Raw genomic sequence first — 20,008 nt, 5'->3', positions numbered from 1 at the left:
GCCTTTTTGGGAGTTCCCACTACCAAAAAGGCGCACAGGGGGTTAGGCGAGCTGGATCAGCTCGAGGTACTCCTGCGACCAGTGGTCCTCGTTGCCGTCGGGCAGGAGGATGACTCGCTCGGGGTTGAGGGCCTCGGCAGCGCCCGGATCGTGGGTGACCAGGACGACGGCACCGGTGTAGCTGCGGAGCGCGTCGAGCACCTGCTCGCGTGAGATCGGGTCCAGGTTGTTGGTGGGCTCGTCGAGAAGCAGAACGTTGGCAGCGGACGACACCAGACCGGCCAGAGCCAAACGCGTCTTCTCACCACCCGAGAGCGTTCCGGCCGGCTGTTCGAGCTGCGGGCCGGTGAACATGAAGGCACCGAGCAGCGAACGCAGTTCCTGCTCCCCTGTGTCCGGCGCGGCGTGGCGGATGTTCTCCCACACGGACGCGTCGTCGTCGAGGGTGTCGTGCTCCTGAGCGAAGTAGCCGACCTTGAGTCCGTGACCGGCGATCAGCTCACCAGCGTCCGCTTTCTCCGCGCCCGCGAGGATGCGGAGCAGTGTGGTCTTACCTGCACCGTTGAGTCCGAGGATCACCACACGAGACCCACGATCGATCGCGAGATCGACACCGGTGAAGATCTCGAGCGAGCCGTACACCTTGGTGAGGTTCTTGCCCATCAGAGGAGTCTTGCCACAAGCGGCGGGTTCGGGGAAACGAATCCGCGCAACCTTGTCCGAGACACGTTCGGCATCGAGGTTCGCCATCAATTTGTCGGCTCGCTTGGCCATGTTCTGAGCCGCGACGGCCTTGGTTGCCTTTGCGCCCATCTTGGCGGCCTGAATCCGCAGCGCACCGGCCTTCTTCTCGGCATTGGCGCGCTCGCGGCGACGACGCTGCTCGTCCGTGGCACGAGCGTCGAGGTACTTCTTCCAGTTCATGTTGTAGACGTCGGCCTCACCGCGGACGGCGTCGAGGAACCACACGCGGTTGACGACGTCGTTGAGCAGGTCGACGTCGTGGCTGATGACCACCAGTCCACCCTCGTGGTTCTGGAGGAAGCCACGCAGCCAGGTGATGGAGTCGGCGTCGAGGTGGTTGGTGGGCTCGTCGAGCAGCAGAGTCGTGTCCGAGCGGGCACCGCTGCCGTCGGAGGCGGCGAAGAGGATGCGCGCCAATTCGACGCGACGACGCTGACCGCCGGACAGCGTGCTGAGCGGCTGCCCGAGAATGCGGTCTTCGAGACCGAGGCTGCTGGTGATGCGTGCAGCTTCACTCTCGGCTTCGTATCCGCCGAGGGCCGAGAACCGATCCTCGAGCTGACCGTACTTCTTGACCGCGCGGTCCTGCGATTCCTGATCGAGCACCTCGCCCATCAGAATCTGCTGCTTCTCCATCTCGCGGAGCATCGTGTCGAGGCCACGTGCGGAGAGAACCCGGTCCTTGGCGAGGACGCTCAGGTCGCCCTCTTTGGGGTCCTGCGGGAGGTATCCGAGTTCACCGGTACGTACGACGCTTCCCGCATATGCCTCACCTTCGCCGGCGAGGATGCGCAGTGTGGTCGTCTTTCCGGCTCCGTTACGTCCGACGAGTCCGATCCGGTCGCCCGGCTGGATGCGCAACGAAGGCCCGGGAGCCGTGAGAAGGGTGCGGACACCGGCACGAACTTCGAGGTCAGTGGCGGTAATCAAGCAAACTCCTCAGGAAAAACGACGAATACGGGTAAACAATGCCTGACTACAGACACAAGAACTATCGATTTTACCGTGACCTGACGGTCGTTCCGACCAGCAGCGTGTGAGTCCGCTAACGTTCGGGACATGACTAGCGTAAACAGCACTCGTCCTCGCGACCTCGAAGGCCGTGCCGCCATCGTCACCGGCGCAAGTCGCGGAATCGGCAAAGCTGTCGCCGCCGAACTCCTCGCTCGCGGTGCCGACGTCTTGATCACAGCCCGCAAGCCGGAGCCCCTCGAGGCCGCCGCATCCGAGCTGTCCGCTCTGGGGCACGGCGGAAAGGTCGTCGCATTCGCGGGCAACGCAGCCGATGCCGAAGCCCGCTCCGGTGCCGTCGACCGCGCCGTGTCCGAATTCGGTTCACTCGACATTCTGGTCAACAACACCGGAATCAACCCCGTCTTCGGTGCGCTCATGGAAGCGGACCTCGACGCCGTGCGCAAGATCTTCGACGTGAATGTGGTTGCCGCCCTCGGTTACGTCCAACAAGCACATCGGGCATGGATGGGCGAACACGGTGGAGCCGTCGTGAACCTGGCAAGTGTGGCCGGGATCCGGTCGACGGGCGTCATCGCGGCGTACGGCGCGTCGAAGGCTGCGCTCATCCGCCTGACGGAAGAACTGGCCTGGCAACTGGGACCGAGGATTCGTGTCAACGCCGTAGCTCCCGGGATCGTCAAGACGCAGTTCGCGGCGGCCCTGGTCGCTGCCGGCGAGGACAAGGCGTCGGCGGGCTACCCGATGAAGCGGCTCGGCACCCCCGAGGACGTTGCCGGCCTGGTCGGCTTCCTCGTCTCCGACGCGGCGGCGTGGATCACGGGCGAAACGGTCCGGGTCGACGGCGGTCTGCTCGCAACGGGATCGATGTAGTGCGCCGGTCGTGAGCACAGACAACTCCTCCGCCGACGTGGTGATCGTCGGTGGCGGCCCGGCCGGGCGGGCACTCGCCACCCGCTGTATCGCCCGGCAACTCACCGTCGTCGTTGTCGATCCGCATCCCCATCGGGTGTGGACGCCGACCTATTCGGCGTGGGCTGACGAGCTGCCGTCGTGGCTGCCGGTCGATGTGATCGCAAGCCGGATCGAACGCCCGAGCGTGTGGACCCGCAGACAGAAAACGCTTGATCGCACATATTGCGTATTGAATACATCTTTACTGCAATCATTTCTCTCAGGCACATCCGTACAGTTCAGAGCCTTGCGCGCTCAAACACTGTCACCGACCGCCGTCCTGTGCGTGGACGGATCGCAGCTGACAGGTTCCGTCGTCATCGACGCCCGGGGTACCGAACTGACGGTGACAACCGCCCAGCAGACCGCCTTCGGAGTGATCGTCGACCGCGCTCTCGCCGATCCGATTCTGGGTGGTGGCGAAGCCTGGTTCATGGACTGGCGAACAGACAACGGCGCCTCCGACGCCGACACTCCGTCGTTTCTCTATGCGGTCCCACTCGATGACGAGCGAGTTCTCCTCGAGGAGACCTGCCTCGTCGGCCGGCCGGCGTTGGGGCTCCGCGAACTCGAAGCGCGTCTGCGCACCCGGCTTCGCAATCGGGGCTGCGAAGTCCCCGACGACGCACCGGTCGAGCGGGTCCGTTTTGCAGTCGAAGGCCCGAAGGAGTCGTTCCCCGACGGTGTCCTCCGTTTCGGCGGGCGAGGCGGTCTGATGCATCCGGGAACCGGATACAGCGTTGCCTCGTCACTCGCCGAGGCAGACGCTGTCGCCAAAGCAATCGCCGACGGTGGAGATCCCAACGCGGCGCTCTGGCCGCGGTCGGCCAAGGCGGTGTCTGCCCTTCGCCGCGTTGGCCTGAACGCACTTCTCACCCTCGGCTCGAGAGAGGTCGCGACATTCTTCGACACGTTCTTCGATCTACCGGTCGAGGCTCAGCGGTCCTACCTGTCCGATCGGCGGGACGCGTCCGCGACGGCGAAGGTGATGGCAACCCTGTTCCGATCGTCACCGTGGCACGTCCGAAAGACGTTGATGCGCGCGCCGTTTCTGAGGTGAGCACTCCGGACCGACTACTGCGCTCCCATCGAGCCGGCGATCATCGGCCAGGAATTGTGTAGGTCGTCCTGCCAGTAGCCCCACGAGTGGGTTCCGGTCGGCTTGAAGTCGAAGGTCGCGGGGATGCCCAGTGCGTTCAGTCGGTCCGCCAAGCCGTGCGTGCACCCGTTGACCGCGGATTCGATGATGCCGCCGACGACGATCTGATTAAGGAGGGCTCCGGGATTTCCGTTCACATCGGGTGCCTGAAGGTTGTCGTGCGGACCTGGCAGCCCGGATCCGGTGGAAACGTACAGTGCGGTCCCCCGCAACTTCTCCGCGTTCACGACCGGATCGTTCTCGCGCCACCCCGGACCGTCGAACGGTCCCCACATGTTTGTCGGATCAGCGCCACCCCGCGCGCCGACCACCAACCGCACATAGTCCTGACCCGGCTGGGTGGAAGTCTCCGCGCACCCGCTGTAGGCCCCGACACTCCGATAAAGCCCTGGTGCCGAGATCGCGAGATTGAGTACCGACGTCGCCGTCATCGAAATCGCCGCGATGGAGTTGACCCCGTTGGTACCGAACTGCGCATCGATGACGGGTGGCAGTTCGCGAGTGAGGAACGTCTGCCACTTGTTGCGCCCGAGTACGGGATCGTCTTTCTGCCAGTCGGTGTAGTAGCTGAACGCACCTTCCAGCGGCGTCACGACGTTGACGTTCTTGTCGGCGAAGAAATCCAGGACATCGGTCCGTCCTTCCCACGTTGCACTGTCCTCGCCACCACCGGCGCCGTTGAGCAGATACAACGTGGGCCGTGGGGCGCTCGTGTCGGCGGGGAGGATCACCTCGAGTGGAATGTCGCGGCCCATCGCATCGGAGTGGACGCTGATGGTTACGGTGCGTGCCGGATCTGCGTTCGCGGGCAAAGGCGCAAACAGCAGTGGAACCAGTGAAATCGCCAGCGCCGCGGTGACGCGTCGACGGTAGGTTCGGATTCTCATCGGAGCGTCCCCCCAGGTGTGCGAGTCGGGTTCTCGAAGCGGATACCCGCTCGATACGCCCCGAACCGACCCATCCACACGCAACGGTTCGGGATCAACCGTGATCGTTTGCCTCGCGCAAACGGCCGGCGGCGACCATCATGGGAGGCATGCGCTCGATTTGGAAAGGCTCGATAGCCTTCGGTCTGGTCAACGTCCCGGTCAAGGTGTACTCGGCGACCGAGGACCACGACATCCGATTTCACCAGGTCCATGCAAAAGACGGTGGCCGCATCAAGTACAACCGTGTGTGTTCCGAGTGCGGAAACACGGTTCAGTTCGCTGACATCGACAAGGCGTACGACTCGGAAGACGGATCGCGCGTCATCTTGAGCGACGAGGACTTCAACAAACTCCCGGCCGCGGAGAAGCACGAGATTCCGGTGCTGGAATTCGTGCCGAACGATCAGATCGATCCGATCTTGTTCGAGAAGAGTTACTTCCTCGAACCGGATTCGGCGTCGCCGAAGGCATACGTCCTGCTTTCGACTGTACTCACCGAGAGTGATCGAACAGCACTGGTGCATTTCACTCTGCGACAGAAGACGCGCCTCGCCGCGATGCGCGCTCGCGACGGCGTCCTGGTGATCCAGACGTTGCTGTGGCCCGACGAAGTTCGCGCAGCAGAGTTCCCTTCGCTCGACGACGTGGAGAAGCCGAAGGCCAAGGAACTGAAGATGGCGCAGACGCTCGTCGAGAGCATGGCGGGCGATTTCGATCCGACCGAGTTCACCGACGACTACCAGCTCCAACTGCGGCAGTTGCTCGACGAGATGATCGAGAACGGCGGCAAGAAGGTCATCCCCGCCGCCGAGGTCGACCAAGAGGGCACCGATGCGGAGGTGGTCGACCTGGTTGCCGCACTGCAGCGCAGTGTGGACGAAGCGAAGTCGAACGCCTCCAAGGCCGGCTCGTCGAAGTCGACCACACCGAGGAAGAAACGAGCCTGAGTCAGCCGCGCACGTCTTGGACCTCGATCAGAGCGTCCAACTCTGCGTCGACGTCCGGGGCCGCGTGACGACCCGTTCCGACCGCAAGGTTGATCACGGGTCCGATCGCCTCCAGACCTGCCTCGGTGAACATTTCGGCGTGTGACGTGGGCACCGGACGGTCGATGATCACCCCGGAGACGAACGGTCGCCACGCCGACGCGGTTCGCAGCGGGTCGAAGGTGTCGGCGTGTGCCGAGAAGAACAGCAGATCGCCCACGAACTTGCCCGGGCGGTATCGGTGAGCCAGTTCGGCGCCTGCGGAGTATTCCTCGAACAGTCGCTCGATTCGATCGCTCGAGACCAAGGGGTGATCGCCGATGGCTTCGCGCAAGAGTGCTTCGGCGTCCTCGGGTGTCAGATCACGCTCGCCGGTGTCCGGGACCGAGATCCCCAACCCGCCGATCAGTTCGGCGAGAGAAGGCTGCGCGCCCGCCATCGTCGGGTCTTCGAGAACGAAGCTGTCGAGCAGAATCAGGTCGGCGACGCTCTCACCCGCGGCTTGCAACTGCACCGCCGCCGCGTGAGCGATCAATCCGCCGATCGACCACCCCAGCAGGTGATACGGACCGTGCGGCTGAACTCCGCGAATTTCCTCGACGTACCGCGCCGCGAAGTCCTCGATCAGCTCCGCCCGAAATTCGGAGTCCGTCAGGACCGGCGACTGCAGGCCGTAGAGCGGCCGGCTGGAGTCGACGTAGCGATCGAGCGCTCCGTAGCACCAGGCCAATCCGATGGCCGGATGGATGCAGAACAGTGGCTCGGCGCGGCCTTCCGGACGTAGTGGCAGGACTACCGCAAGTGCGGAGGTATCCGCGTCACTTGTCACAACTGTTGCCTCGAGTTCGAAGAGTCTGCGCGCCAATGCCTCCGGAGTCGGGTCGGAGAATATCCACGCGACGGGGACGGTCATGCTGGTGCGTTCTTTGATGGCAGCGACCAAACGCGTTGCCATGAGTGAGTTGCCGCCGAGTTCGAAGAAACTCGAATCGGCGTACGTGTCTACGTCGGCCAGATCGAGTACCTCTGCGAAAGCAGCGCAGATCGCGATCTCGTCGCTGCCTTCCGGACTGCGTCCACTCGGCGACTCCCAGTTGGGAGCAGGCAGAGCGCTGCGATCGAGCTTGCCCGCCGGTGTGGTCGGGACTGCGCCGATCACGACAACAGCGGACGGGATCATGTGCGCAGGCAGCGATATACCTGCGTGACGGCGCAGCGCGGCGGCGTCGAAGTCCGCATGTGCCGGGACGACGTACGCGACGATCCGAGCGTCGACGCCCTCCCCGACGACGACGCTGACAGCCGAATGCACGGACGCTTCCGCTGCCAGCACCGCGTCGATTTCTCCGAGTTCGATTCGGAACCCTCGGATCTTGACCTGGTGGTCTGCGCGTCCGAGGTAGATCAGTGCCCCTGAGCGATCTTCGCGCACAAGATCCCCTGTGCGGTACATCCGAGCGCCTTCGGGTCCATGCGGGTCGGCGACGAAGCGCGCGGCTGTGAGTGCGGGGTTGCCGAGGTACCCGCGGGCGAGACCGTCGCCGCTGACGTAGAGCTCACCGACGACCTGGCCGGGAACCGAGTGCAGTCGGGAATCGAGAATCATCGCGTCCACGCCGCGGATCGGGCCGCCGATCGTCACGGGCTCCCCCGCGACCAGCGAATCACTGATGGTGACTGCGACGGTGGCCTCGGTCGGGCCGTACGCGTTGAACATTCGGCGCCCCGGTGCCCACCGAGATACGAGGTCGGCGGAACAGGCGTCGCCGCCGACGACGACGGCTTCGAGATGGTCGAGCCCGGCGGGATCGACAGTCGCCAAGGCGGCTGGAGTCACGAAAGCATGGGTGATCGTCTGCTCGTCGAGCAGTTCGTGCAATTCGACACCGCCGAGAACTGTCGGCGGCGCTATCACCATCGTTGCGCCGGCGCCGAAAGCCAGAAGGAGCTCGAGAACCGACGCGTCGAAGCTCGTCGAGGCGAAGCTCAGAGCGCGAGAGTGCGCGGTGACGCCGAAACGCTCCCGCTGTTCGTCGGCAAACGCTGCCAGTCCCGCGTGAGTGACCAACACGCCCTTGGGTTTTCCTGTCGAGCCCGAGGTGTAGATCAAGTAGGCCGGGTTGTCGAACTCGAGTGGCGCGTCCGGCAGTGTCTCGGAATGGACTGCCTCGATTTCGGTGGTGAATTCGATCGCATCCAACTCGATCCACGATGTGACGCCCGGAAGGTCGGCCGCATACTCGCCCCTGGTGATACCGAGTACCGCTCCACTGTCGGTGAGCATGTGCTCGATCCGCTCGGCGGGGTACGCCGGATCCACGGGAAGAAACACTCCGCCGGCTTTCGCTACGGCCCAGAGCGCGATCACATAGTCGGCCGACCTCGGAAGCGCCAGTGCCACAATCATTTCCGGCGCTATTCCGCGAGCGATCAACGCAAACGCCATAGCGTCGGAGCGTCGGTCGAGTTCGCCGTACGTGAGCGTGACGGATGTGGCGACGTCGACGATTGCCGGGGCGTGCGGATCGGCAGCGCCGCGAAGCAGCAACTCCGGCAGGGTCAAAGCATCGCCGGCCGGACGTCCGGGCAACGCACGCAGGCGACGTCCCGCAAGATCCACGTCACCGACGACGGCGGAGGGCTGGGCAGTCAGTGTCTCGACGATCGTTTCCAGCATCACTGCAAACGACTCCGCCGTATCGGTGTCGAAGAGATCCTTCGCGTAGGTGAGGGAGGCCTCGTAGCCGCCGCCTTCCTCCGCGGTCTGTTCGACAACGGTGAACTGCAGGTCGTACTTGGCGATGTCCGGTGTGATCTCGTGGGCACGAACGGCAAGTCCAGGCAGGTCCCACGTCGTCGGGTGGGCGCCGTGGAACGAGATCATCGTCTGGAACACCGGATGACGGTCGGTGGTCCGGGTCGGCGCCACCACGTCCACGACCTGCTCGAACGGAATATCCGCGTGGGCGAAGGCGTCGAGATCGACGGAGCGGACAGTACGCAGAACGTCGACGAACGTCGACCCGGGGTCGACCGTCGTGCGCAGTCCGACCGTGCCCACGAACATTCCCACGAGGTCGTCGAGAACTCGGTGTCCTCGCCCGGCGACCGGAGATCCGATCACGATGTCCGTGCTTCGACTCAGCCTGGACAGCAGGACGGCATAGGCAGCGTGCAACACCATGAACGGCGTCGCCGCATTGGCTCCGGCAACCGCCTCGACCGCGATCCGGGTGTGCGCCGGAAGCGAGACCGCGGTGTGGGCACCGCTCAACGACTGGGTGAGCGGACGCGCTCGATCGCTCGGAAGGTCGATCAATTCAGGTGCTCCCCGCAACGTCTCCCGCCAGTACGACGCCTGTGCCCCTAGCACGCTCTCGGATTCGTCCACCGAGCCCAGCGCTTCCCGCTGCCAGATGGCGAAGTCCGCGTAGTGCACTTCGAGCGGGGTGAACTCGGGAGCGTGTCCCGAACTTCTCGCGACGTAGGCGGTGAGCACGTCCTTCATCAACGGCGCGATCGACCATCCGTCCGCCGCGATGTGGTGGATCACGATGACAAGTGTGTGGTGCTGCGGCGTCGATTCGAGCAGGAGCGCGCGAACGGGAGCTTGGGTCGTGATGTCGAATCCACGCGACGCGAATTCTCTGGCGAGCACTGCCGGTTCACGGGTGTCCGCATTTCCGTACTCGAGCGAGGTGAATGCATCCTGGATCACCTGGTGTGGACCGGTGCCGGAGTCGGGGAACACCGTGCGCAGGATTTCGTGCCTTTCGATCACGTCGAGGACCGCAGCTTCGAGGGCCGGCACGTCGAGTGCACCGTCGAGGGAGATCGCAGCAGGGACGTTGTACGCGGGTGAGCCGGGATCCATCTGGTTGAGGAACCAGATGCGTGCTTGCGCGTAGGACAGCGGAATTCGCTCGGGGCGGTCTACGGCGGTGATCGGTGGAAGCGCCTTCGCCCCGGCGGATGTGTCGAGCGCGGTGGCAAGTTCCCGAATTTCGGCGTGCTCGAACAGCATTCGGACAGGCACCTGCCTGCCCAACGACTCGCCGAGTCGCTGGGCCAGTCTGGTGGCGAGCAGTGAGTTGCCACCGAGTTCGAAGAAACTGTCCGACGCACTGATCTGTTCGATACCCAGCAGTTCCGCCACGACGCCGGCAACCTGGAGTTCGGTCGCGGTCGTCAGCGGCTCGACACTTCGCTCGGACGAACGCAGTGTCGGCGCCGGCAGCGCCGATCGGTCGAGCTTCCCGACGGGGGTCAGCGGTACGTGATCGATCGGGGTGATCGCCGACGGCACCATGAAGGCGGGCAGTGAGCGGCGCGCATGGCTCAGCAACTCGTCCATCTCGACCGCATCGGCGCCGAGCACTACGTACGACGCCAACATCGTCTCACCGGAAGCTGCGTCGACGCCCACGGTGACCGCGAACTCGACGCCGGGGTAAGTGCTGAGGACGGAGTCGATCTCGCCCAGTTCGATGCGGAATCCGCGCACTTTCACCTGGTGATCGGAGCGTCCGACGTATTCGATCGTCTCGAGCGGCGTCCACCGAACCAAGTCACCGGTCCGGTACATGCGGGTGCCGGCCGGGCCGAACGGCGCTGCCACGAATCGCGTCGCCGTCAAGGCGGGTTGGTCGAGGTAGCCGCGGGCAAGTCCCAGGCCGGCGATGTAGAGCTCACCGGTGACCCCGACGGGTACCGGCTGAGCCGAGCCGTCGAGAATTACCGCGGACACGCCGCGGACGGGCCCGCCGATGGTCACGGTCTCCCCCACGCTCAAGGCATCACTGATGCAGACCATGACGGTGGTTTCCGTCGGCCCGTAGCCGTTGAACAATCGGCGACCCGGTGCCCACTTACGGACCAGTTCGGGTGGGCATGCCTCGCCACCGACAACGATCGACTGCAAGACGTCCAGCCCGTTGGGATCGACCGAGGCCAGCGCTGCCGGTGTGATGAACGCGTGGGTCACCTGGTGATCGGTGACCAATTCGGCTAGGTCCTGGCCGCCGTAGACGTCGGGAGAGGCGATCACCATCGTCGCGCCTTCACCGACTGCGAGCAGCAGTTCGAGGATGGATGCGTCGAAGCTCGGTGAGGAGAAGTGCAGCGTCCGCGACTGCGCCGAGATGCCGTAACGCGCCGTCTGCTCGGCCGCCAACGCGCTCAGGCCACGATGAGTGACGCTGACGCCCTTGGGCTTTCCCGTCGATCCGGAGGTGTAGATGATGTAGGCGAGGTTGTCGATTCGGATCGGCGCGGCCGGAACCGGCTGCCCGACACCGTCGCCGTGGATGTCGTCCATTGTCATCCACGGAACCGGGCGGGGCAGTGATTCGATCACCGCTTCCGTCGTCACTCCGCGAGTGGCTCCGGAGTCGGTGAGCATGTGCAGAATGCGATCGGCGGGGTATCGCGGATCGACCGGAACAAACGCGGCGCCGGTCAAGGAAACGCCCCACAAGGCGACGATCGAGTCGATCGAGCGCGGAATCGCGATCGCCACAATGTCTTCGGCACCGATCCCTTCCGTGGTCAGACGGCGGGCAAGCGCCGATGCACGGGCGAAGAGACCTCGGTAGAGCACGGTGGTGTCACCGGATCGAAGGGCCACCGAATCGCCTGAACGGGTGGCGGTCCGCGTCAATATTTCGGCCAAGGTGCGCGAACTGGTCCACGCCGGACCTCGTACCGGCATCAGCGACGCCCGCTCGAGGGTGCTGAGGAAATCTAGGTCGTCGATCGCGGCGTCCGGATCTGCGGCGACGGCGCGGGCCACCGACTGCACACGCGCGGCGATCGTTTCCGCGGTGGCAATGTCGAAGAGCGCCTCGGCGAACCTGAGCGACCCGGTGATCTCGGTCTTCTCGGAATCGCCTGCCAGCAGGGTGAACTCGAGGTCGAACTTCGCGACGGACGGTTCGAGTGCTTGCGCTTCGAGATGCGCGTCGTGGACCGTGACCTGCGGCGAGACCACATTCTGGTGGTACGACAGCATGACCTGAAACAGGGGGTGTCGCGTAGTGGACCGGTCGAGATCGAGGGCGTCGACCAGCACCTCGAAGGGCAGCTCGGGGTGCGCGAAGGCGGCAAGGTCGCGTTCACGGACGACCTCGAGCAGGGAGGTGAACGGCGCTCGGTGATCGACCGGCGTGCGAAGCGGTACCGAATTGACGAACATCCCGATCAGGGAATCCAGCTCGGGTCGCCCGCGGCCTGCCACCGGGGTGCCGACCACCACGTCGTCGGTTGCACCGAGACGCGCGAGAACAACCGCCAGGATCGCGTGTACGACCATGAACTGCGTCGAGCCACTGCGCCTCGCCAAGGCGGCGAGACGCTCCCCGGTCGCCGCGTCGATGACGATCGGCACCGATCCGACGGCGGTCGTGGAGACAGATCCGCGTGGGCGATCGACCGGTAGCAGTACCTCGTCCGGGGCACCAGCCATGGCAGTGGTCCAGAAGGTCAGTTCGCGGGCAACCAGAGACTCCTGGTCGCCGACCTGTCCGAGCGAGTCTTGCTGCCACACCGCGTAGTCGGCGTACTGCACGTCGAGCGGTGTGAAAACCGGGGCGTCTCCGAAGACGCGTGCGGAGTACGCCGCGACGAAATCTGCCGCAAAGGGAGTCAGGGACCAGCCGTCGAAGGCGATGTGATGGATGACGACGACCAGTACGTGAGCGAAAGTGTCCTCGCGCACCAGCATGGCCCGAATCGGCAGATCCGAACCGAGATCGAACCCACGCGCCGCGAACTCCGTCGTCGCGGATTCGATACCTTCGGATCCGCGGTAGCGCTCGACGGAGAACTGCACGTCGGAAATTGCTCGGATGACCTGACTCGGGCCGTCGGCGCTGTCGACGTAGATCGTTCGAAGCACCTCATGGCGTGCAATGACGTCCGCAAGCGCCTCCTCGAGTGCATCGCCGTGGATGTCTCCGGTGATCCGGATCGCGAACGGAATGTTGTAGACCGCGGACTGCGGGTCGAAGCGATTGACGAACCACAGCCGCTGTTGCGCAGCGGAGAGCGGTAGGCGGTACGGGCGAGCACCGGCGCTCAGGGCAGGTCGATCGTCTGATTCTTCGGCGCTCGCCGCCAGACGTGCAGCGAGCGCTTCGACGGTCGGCGCTTCGAAGATCGAGCGAACGTCCACCGTGAGTCCCGTCGCTGCGCTCAACCGCGCGGACACCTGCGTCGCGACGAGCGAGTTGCCCCCGAGATCGAAGAAGCTGTCTCCGGCCCGGACCTCGGGCACGTCGAGCAGTGAAGCGAACACGTCGGCAACGGTTCGTTCGAGTCCGGCCTCGGGTTCACGGCCCGTTCCGAGGATTTCGCGCGGTATCGGCGTCGGCAACGCTCTGCGATCGAGTTTGCCGACCGGAGTCAACGGAATGGCGTCGATCGGGGTGATCGACGACGGAATCATGTACCGCGGCAGCGTGTCGGCGAGTCCCACGAACAGCGACTCGATATCAGCGTCGCCGCTCAGCAACACGTACGACGCCAGAGTGGTACCCGCGGCGGATTCGACGGGAATCGTCGTGGCGAACTGGACGAGGGGGGAATCCATCAGAGCAGCGTCGATCTCGCCGAGTTCGATGCGGAACCCGCGGATCTTGAGCTGATGATCGCTGCGGCCCACGTAGCGAAGGGTCAGGTCCTTGGTCCAGCGGACCAGGTCACCGGTTCGGTACATCCGGGCACCGGGCGTCGAGTACGGATGCGCGACAAACCGATCCGACGTCAGCGCGGGACGAAGGTGGTAACCACGTGCAAGGCCCGGCCCACCGATGTACAGCTCGCCGACGCCGCCGATCGGGACCGGTTGCAGCCGAGAGTCGAGCACCACGGCGTCGATTCCGCGGATGGGACCGCCGATGGTGATCGGCTCCCCCGGTGAGAGTGGGTCACTGATGGCAACCATGACAGTGGTTTCGGTCGGACCGTATCCGTTGTGCAGTCTGCGCCCGTTGCCCCAGCTCGAGACCAATTCCGGCGTGCACACGTCGCCGCCGACGACTACGCATTCCAGTGACGTCACGCCCGCCGGATCGACGGTCGCCAGCGCAGCCGGAGTGATGAAGGCATGAGTGACCTCGCGGCTTCGGAGGAACTCGCTCAACGCCTCCCCTCCGTAGATGTCGGGAGGGGCGATCACCATCGTCGCGCCGGTCGAACCGGCGAGCAGTAGCTCGAGTACGGCGCCGTCGAAGCTCGGTGACGCAAAATGCAGAGTTCGCGACCCGGCGGTGATCCGGTACCGATCCTGTTGTTCGCGAGCAAGATTGGCCAAACCCGCGTGAGTGACGACGGTGCCCTTCGGCACTCCGGTCGAGCCGGACGTGTAGATGACGTACGCAGCCGACGCCGCAGTGATCGACGCTGTTCTGTCAGCGTCGTCGATGGCAGCGTCGGAGTAGGCGGCACATTCTGCAACCGTGTCCGCGTCGCCGAGGTCGATCCAGACTGCGACGTTCCCACCGGCTGCCGGACCAGCCGCAACCTCGGCGGACCGAATTCCGATCCGCACACCCGAATCCTCGAGCATGTGCGCAACTCGATCTGCGGGATAACGGGGATCGACCGGGACGAAAACGCCACCGGCTTTGGTGACCGACCAGACTGCGAGCACGGAGTCGACCGATCGGGCGACGGCCAGTGCGACCGGTGTCTCGGGGCCGACTCCCAGGTCCATGAGGTATCGAGCGATCCGATTCGATCGACGCTCCAGCTCCCCGTACGAGAGTGAGCGCTCGGAGTCTTCGAGGGCGATCGCGTCGGGATACGTCCTCGCGGTGTCCCCGAGGATCTGCGCCAGCGTCGATTCGCCCACCGAAGCCACACCGCGTCGCGGCAACGTCGAGGCACTCTCCCGCGATCCGAGTACACGAAGGTCACCAACCGATGCAGTCGGTTCCGACACTGCCGATTCCACGAGTGTCACGAAGTTTCGCGCCAACGCTTCGACGGTCGCGCTGTCGAACAGGTCGGTGGAATAGGTGAACGTGGCATCGATTCCTGCTGCGGCCCCGGCCTCGTGACGTTCGGTGACGGTGAGCTCGAGGTCGAACTTGGTCAGCCCCGTCTCGACTGCCCGCGCCGTCATCGACACCCCGGCCAGTTCGGCTGTGTGGGTGGTGGCTATCCGCGAGGTGATGGCCGCTTGAAAGACCGGGTGGTGCGCGGGCGAGCGGTCCAGTTCGAGCGCGTCCACGACGACGTCGAAAGGCACGTCCGCATTGTCGAAGGCATCCACGTCGACGGCCCTGACCTGTGACAGGTGTGCGGCAAACGTTACGTCCCGATCGACGACGGTCCGCAGGGCAAGAGTGTTGACGAACATGCCGACGAGCAGATCGAGAGATCTGTCCCCTCGCCCGGCCACCGGTGTTCCGATGACGATGTCGTCCGTGCCGCTGTACCTGGCCAGAAGCAGGGCGAAGCACGCGTGCAGGGCGATGAACGGCGTGGCGTCGTGATCGGCGGCAAGTACAACGAGCTTCTGATGCGTGGAAGCGCCGATTCTGATGTCGACTCCGGCTCCGCGCATGGTCGGGTCGAGTGCGCGCGGACGGTCCGTCGGCAGGTGGAGCTGCTCGGGCGCTCCCGCCAGCTGCTGCTTCCAGAACGCGATCTGTGAGTGGGCAAGTGAATCGGTGGATGACGCGTCGCCGAGGTGTTCTCGGTGCCAGAGCGTGTAGTCGGCGTACTGCACCGGAAGGGGTGCCCACTGCGGGCTGTTGCCGCCGACGCGGGCGGCGTAGGCGCCGGTGAGATCAGCAGCCAACGGCGCGAGCGACCAACCGTCGGCCACCATGTGGTGCAGAACCACTACGAGGACAGCTTCCTCGTCATCGCCTTCCTTCTCGGCGGCGACAGTGATCAGCAGGTAGCGCACCGGACGTTCGCGGACCAGATCGAAACCGGCCGAAGAGAATTCGAAGATCACTCTCTCGAGGCTTCCGCGTTCCACGTCGATCGACTCGAGCCCTGCGATCCCCTCGCCCAGGCCCAGAACCTTCTGCGTCGCGTTGTCCCCGATCTGAGGAAACACGGTGCGTAGTGACTCGTGACGTGTCACGACGTCCACGATCGCGGCACTGAGTGCGTCGGGATCGACGGCGCCGCGCAACGACACCGCCAGTGGAATGTTGTACGCACCTGATTCCGGTGCCACGCGGTTCAGGAACCACAGTCGCTGCTGCGCGGGAGCGAGAGGCAGTGCAGCCGGCCGGGCCACGACCTGAATACCGTCGGCGTCCGGGGTCTGTGCCGCACGCTCGATCGTCGCCGCGATCCCGGACACCGTGGGATGGTCGAAGAGTGCACGCAGCGGCATTTTAACCCCGGTGGCTTCGGTCAAGCGCGCTACCGCCGTCGTCGCTACCAGCGAGTTTCCGCCCAGATGGAAGAAATTATCGTCGAGTCCGAGCGGTCCACTACTCAGGATGTCAGCCAGAACCGCCGCAACCTTGCCCTCGGTCGGGGTCGTCGGGGGTCGGAAGACCTTGGTGGAGGCCAGGATAGGCGAAGGCAGCGCACGCCGGTCCAGTTTTCCGTTGGTGGTCAACGGAATCGAATCGAGGACCATGAAGGCATCGGGAACCATGTAGGTCGGGAGGGCTTCGGCGGCGTGAGCTCGGAGGGCGTCGGCGTCCACGACGTCGGAAGCGGTCACATAGGTCACGAGTGCGCCGCCCGCCGGCGTCGGAGCCACGACGGTCACGGCATCGTCGATTCCCGGCGCGCTGAGGATGACGGAGTCGATTTCGCCGAGTTCGATCCGGAATCCGCGGATCTTGACCTGCGCGTCGCCGCGTCCGAGGTACTCGAGTTGTCCGGGCGCAATCCATCGTGCGCGGTCGCCGGACCGGTACAACCGTCGTCCGCCGGCATTGAAAGGATCGGCAACGAACCGGCCCGCGGTGAGGTCTGGACGGCCCAGATAGCCACGGGCGAGTTGACCGCCCGCGACATAGATCTCCCCCGCGATCCCCACCGGGACCGGGGAGAGATGCTCGTCGAGCAGGTACACACGAAGTCCGTCGATCGCGTCACCGATCCGGCTGCCGGTCAGCGCACTCGCGCTCGCCCGGTCGAGTTCGAGATGGGTGACGTGCACCGTCGTCTCGGTGATGCCGTACATGTTGACGAGTGCAGGCGCGGATTCCGTGTGACTTTCGTACCCCGGGTGATTGTCGTACCAGCGCCCGAGTCGACGCAGGTCCAAGGCTTCGCCACCGAAGATCACGTACCGGAGCCGGGTCTCCGAATCGGCCCGAAGGTCGGCTTCGATGTACTGGTAGAAGGCCGAGGGCGTCTGATTGAGCACGGTGACGCCTTCTGCGGCGACCAGCGCCCGGAAGGCGTCAGGGTCGCGTGATACCTCGTGATCGACCAGGACCAGCGTTCCGCCGTGGAGCAGCGCGCCCCACAGTTCCCAGACCGAGAAGTCGAAGGCGAACGAGTGGAACATCGTCCACACGTCGTTGCCGTCGAATCCGAATTCGACGTGCGTGTTCTCGAACAATCGCACCACAGTGGCGTGGGTGACGGAGACACCTTTGGGTCGGCCCGTCGACCCCGAGGTGTAGATCACGTACGCCAGATTGTCGGCTCCGTGTCCGCGCGGGCGCTCATCGGTTTCCAGACTCTCACCGGAGTATTCGTCGGATTCGACGCCGACGACCACCACGTCAGAGTTCGGGAAGGCGGAGTTCGGGAAAGTGGAATCGGAGATGACGCACACCGGTTGCGCATCCTCGACCACGTATGCCAAACGCTCGGCGGGGTGTGCACGATCGAGTGGGAGGTATCCGCCGCCGGCCTTCACTACCGCGACAGCGGCAACGATCATGTCCACGGATTTCGGCAGCATGATTCCGACCAACGACTCGGATTGCACGCCATGATCGACGAGCTTGCGCGCCAACTGATTCGATCGTCGATCGAGTTCGCGGTACGACACGCGCTCGCCGCCCGCGACAACGGCGATCGCTTCCGGGGTCGCCCGAATGCGGTCGGAAAGGATCTCGGAGAGCGTTCGGACCGGGGTAATCGGCAGAACGGGCGGCACCAGCGCCTGGCGCGCCTCCGGGCGCAGTAGATCCACTGAGCCGAGCGCCGAGTGCGGAGTACCGACCATCGCGGTCAAGATTCGTAGATAACGGTCGGCGAGGTCCTCGGCTTGCTTCTTCGTGCCGAGCCAATCCAGAACACCGGAGATCGGCTGATCGAAATCGGCATGCTCACCAGTCGGAATCGCCAGGGAGACAAACAGTTCCGGCACGGTGGCCAGATCCGATCCGATAGGCGCACCGACCATGAGCCCCGGAAATCTCGGGTGAGCATCCAGCGGCTCCTCGAAACAGACCATCGCCCGGAACAACGGGCCCGTCTCGACCCAGCGGCCGTCACCGAGTGCGGCGGTCACCGAAGACAGAAGAATGTCTGCGTGTTCGAGAGCTTCGATTGCGACGGTGTCCACCGCACCGACCAGGTCGGTGAGCGTCATGGTGTTCGACACCGTCGAGCGAAGCACCAACTGGTTGGCGAACATCGAGACGAAATCGTCCGGATTGGAGGCGCCGTACCCTCGGACCGAGACGCCGATCGACACCTCGTCGGCCGAACCGACGCGGCGCAGCAGTCCGGCCATCGCAGACTGGAACAGCACGAACAGACTCGTGTTCATCGTCGTCGCCATCGTCTCGAGGCTCCGGCAGAGGCCTGCCTCGATCTCGAGGGGCGTGGACGTTCGACCGGATCCGGCGACGACCGGCAAACCCAGTTCCTCGGCGGGGTTCGACAAGGTCGCAGACCAGTACTCGACGTTGCGGGCGTGTTGAACTTCGGCGATCCATTTACCCGCGGCGTCGGGGTCGATATCCATCAATCGAGTTCCCGATTCCGCAGCGCAGAACAAGTCGAGGAACTCGAGGAAACGCCGGTGGTGACGCGAGATGTCCTCGTTGGTGTACAGGTCTGGATTCGCGGCGAAGTCGATCTGGATCTCTTCGGCTGCGGAAGTCTGATAGACGTTGACGGAGAGGTCTTCGATCGGCCCGGTCGAGATCACGTTCAGTTCGCCGTGCGCGTCCCCGAGAGTGATTCCGGAATGGAACAGCATGAGGTTGATCAACGGCCCGTGGAAGCCTCGTCCGTCGGCGATGCTGTGATCACCGGCGTTGAGGTCGCGTCGTAGGTCCTCGTGGCGGTATTTCTGATGACGCAGTGCGCCGGTGAGTTCGATCTTCACCTCGTGCAGCAAGTCCCCGACCGCGAAATGCGGATCGACGCTCGCACGTATCGGGACGACGTTCGACATCATTCCGCCGGACCTGCGAGCAGCTTTTGTCGTCCGCCCCGAGACCGGCAGGCTGAGGACCACGTCGCGGGTCCCGGTGGCCCGGGCGAGGTAAGCCGCCAGAGCACCGATCACCACTGACGACGTCGTCACATCGTGGGCGGCGGCCAGCCGTTCGAGGGAGCTCCGCAGTTCCGTAGGTACCGTCGCCGACCGTAGGTGAGACCATGCCTGCGACGGAGCAGTCGAGGACGCGAGCGAGGTTCCGCCCGGTTTGTCGGCCATCTTGGTGTTCCAGTAGTCGCGATCGCGCTCCCACCGCGTGGAGCCCAGATAGTCGGCCTCTGCCTTCACCAACGATTGGAGGGGGGCAGTTACCGCTGGGGGAACTGGCAGATCGCGCACCACAGCGGTGTAGATCTCGGCTGTGCGGTTCATCATCGACATCGCGCCGAAACCGTCGAGCGCCACATGATGAATACGGCTGTACCAGTAGTAATGGTCGTCGCGAAGCACCAGGACTGCCAGCCTGACCAGGCGATCGGTGAACGGATCGATGGCAGCAGTGTGCTCTCTGCGCATCCATTCCTGCGCTGCAGATTCCGGATCCGATTCGGCGCGAAGATCGACCACGTCGAGGGAGTCGTCCATGTCGAGATCGAGCCACTGACGCGCAACCCCGTCCACCTCGACCAGGCGCAGATATCCGGAGCCGATCTCACGGCCGGTCTGTTTGCTGGCAGCGGTCAGCAGCTCGATGTCGAGTGGGCCGTCCACGTCCACGTACTGAGCGATGCTGACGGGAATCTCGGGTCGAAGCTGTTGTGCGACAAGCAGGGAAAGTTGCGCGGCAGAAAGAGGGAAGGTGAGTTCGTCGTCCGGACGAGCTGCGGAAACGATTCCTCGGTCGGGACTGCCATCCACACGAATCTCCCTCTTA

General features: G+C 64.5%; 6 protein-coding genes. 3 read left to right on the top strand and 3 right to left on the bottom strand.

What is annotated here, in order from left to right; all coding sequences use genetic code 11:
* Positions 1-42: 42 nt before the first annotated feature.
* Positions 43-1,674 (bottom strand): ABC-F family ATP-binding cassette domain-containing protein, encoded by a 1,632-nt coding sequence (locus tag ACBG85_RS14385; protein WP_003944932.1) that lies wholly within the window; start codon positions 1,672-1,674, stop codon positions 43-45.
* Positions 1,675-1,803: 129 nt separating this feature from the next.
* Here ACBG85_RS14385 and ACBG85_RS14380 point away from each other — a divergent pair, with 129 nt between their 5' ends.
* Together ACBG85_RS14380 and ACBG85_RS14375 are read left to right on the top strand one after the other, a co-directional pair.
* Positions 1,804-2,589 carry an SDR family oxidoreductase gene (locus ACBG85_RS14380; protein ID WP_372027811.1) on the top strand — a complete coding sequence of 262 codons (786 nt, stop codon included), beginning with the start codon at positions 1,804-1,806 and terminating at the stop codon, positions 2,587-2,589.
* Between the two features lie 10 nt (positions 2,590-2,599).
* On the top strand, positions 2,600-3,730 hold the full coding sequence (locus ACBG85_RS14375; RefSeq protein WP_211920187.1) for a lycopene cyclase family protein: 1,131 nt from the start codon (positions 2,600-2,602) through the stop codon (positions 3,728-3,730).
* 14 nt (positions 3,731-3,744) lie between these two features.
* Here the strand turns inward: ACBG85_RS14375 and ACBG85_RS14370 are convergent, their stop codons facing one another.
* The gene (locus ACBG85_RS14370) at positions 3,745-4,716 is read right to left on the bottom strand and encodes an alpha/beta hydrolase family protein (RefSeq protein ID WP_042445627.1); all 972 of its coding nucleotides are present in this window, start codon (positions 4,714-4,716) and stop codon (positions 3,745-3,747) included.
* A 140-nt stretch (positions 4,717-4,856) separates the two neighbouring features.
* Between ACBG85_RS14370 and ACBG85_RS14365 the strand changes: the two genes are divergently transcribed.
* Positions 4,857-5,705, top strand: a complete 849-nt coding sequence (locus ACBG85_RS14365) for a Ku protein (protein WP_020907736.1) — start codon at positions 4,857-4,859, stop codon at positions 5,703-5,705.
* Between the two features lies 1 nt (position 5,706).
* On the opposite strand, the gene ACBG85_RS14360 is transcribed toward ACBG85_RS14365, so the two are convergent.
* Entirely contained in the window at positions 5,707-19,992 is a 14,286-nt protein-coding gene (locus ACBG85_RS14360; protein WP_372027810.1) for an amino acid adenylation domain-containing protein, read from the bottom strand.
* Between the last annotated feature and the right edge of the window lie 16 nt (positions 19,993-20,008).

The organism is Rhodococcus sp. NyZ502 (assembly GCF_041464245.1).
Taxonomy (GTDB): domain Bacteria; phylum Actinomycetota; class Actinomycetes; order Mycobacteriales; family Mycobacteriaceae; genus Rhodococcus_F; species Rhodococcus_F qingshengii.
This window is presented reverse-complemented; position numbering and strand designations above follow the sequence as displayed.

Coding starts and splice junctions, on each gene's coding strand:
- ACBG85_RS14370 (WP_042445627.1), bottom strand. CDS start 4,716: ATGAGAATCCGAACCTACCGTCGACGCGTCACCGCGGCGCTGGCGATT.
- ACBG85_RS14365 (WP_020907736.1), top strand. CDS start 4,857: ATGGGAGGCATGCGCTCGATTTGGAAAGGCTCGATAGCCTTCGGTCTG.
- ACBG85_RS14380 (WP_372027811.1), top strand. CDS start 1,804: ATGACTAGCGTAAACAGCACTCGTCCTCGCGACCTCGAAGGCCGTGCC.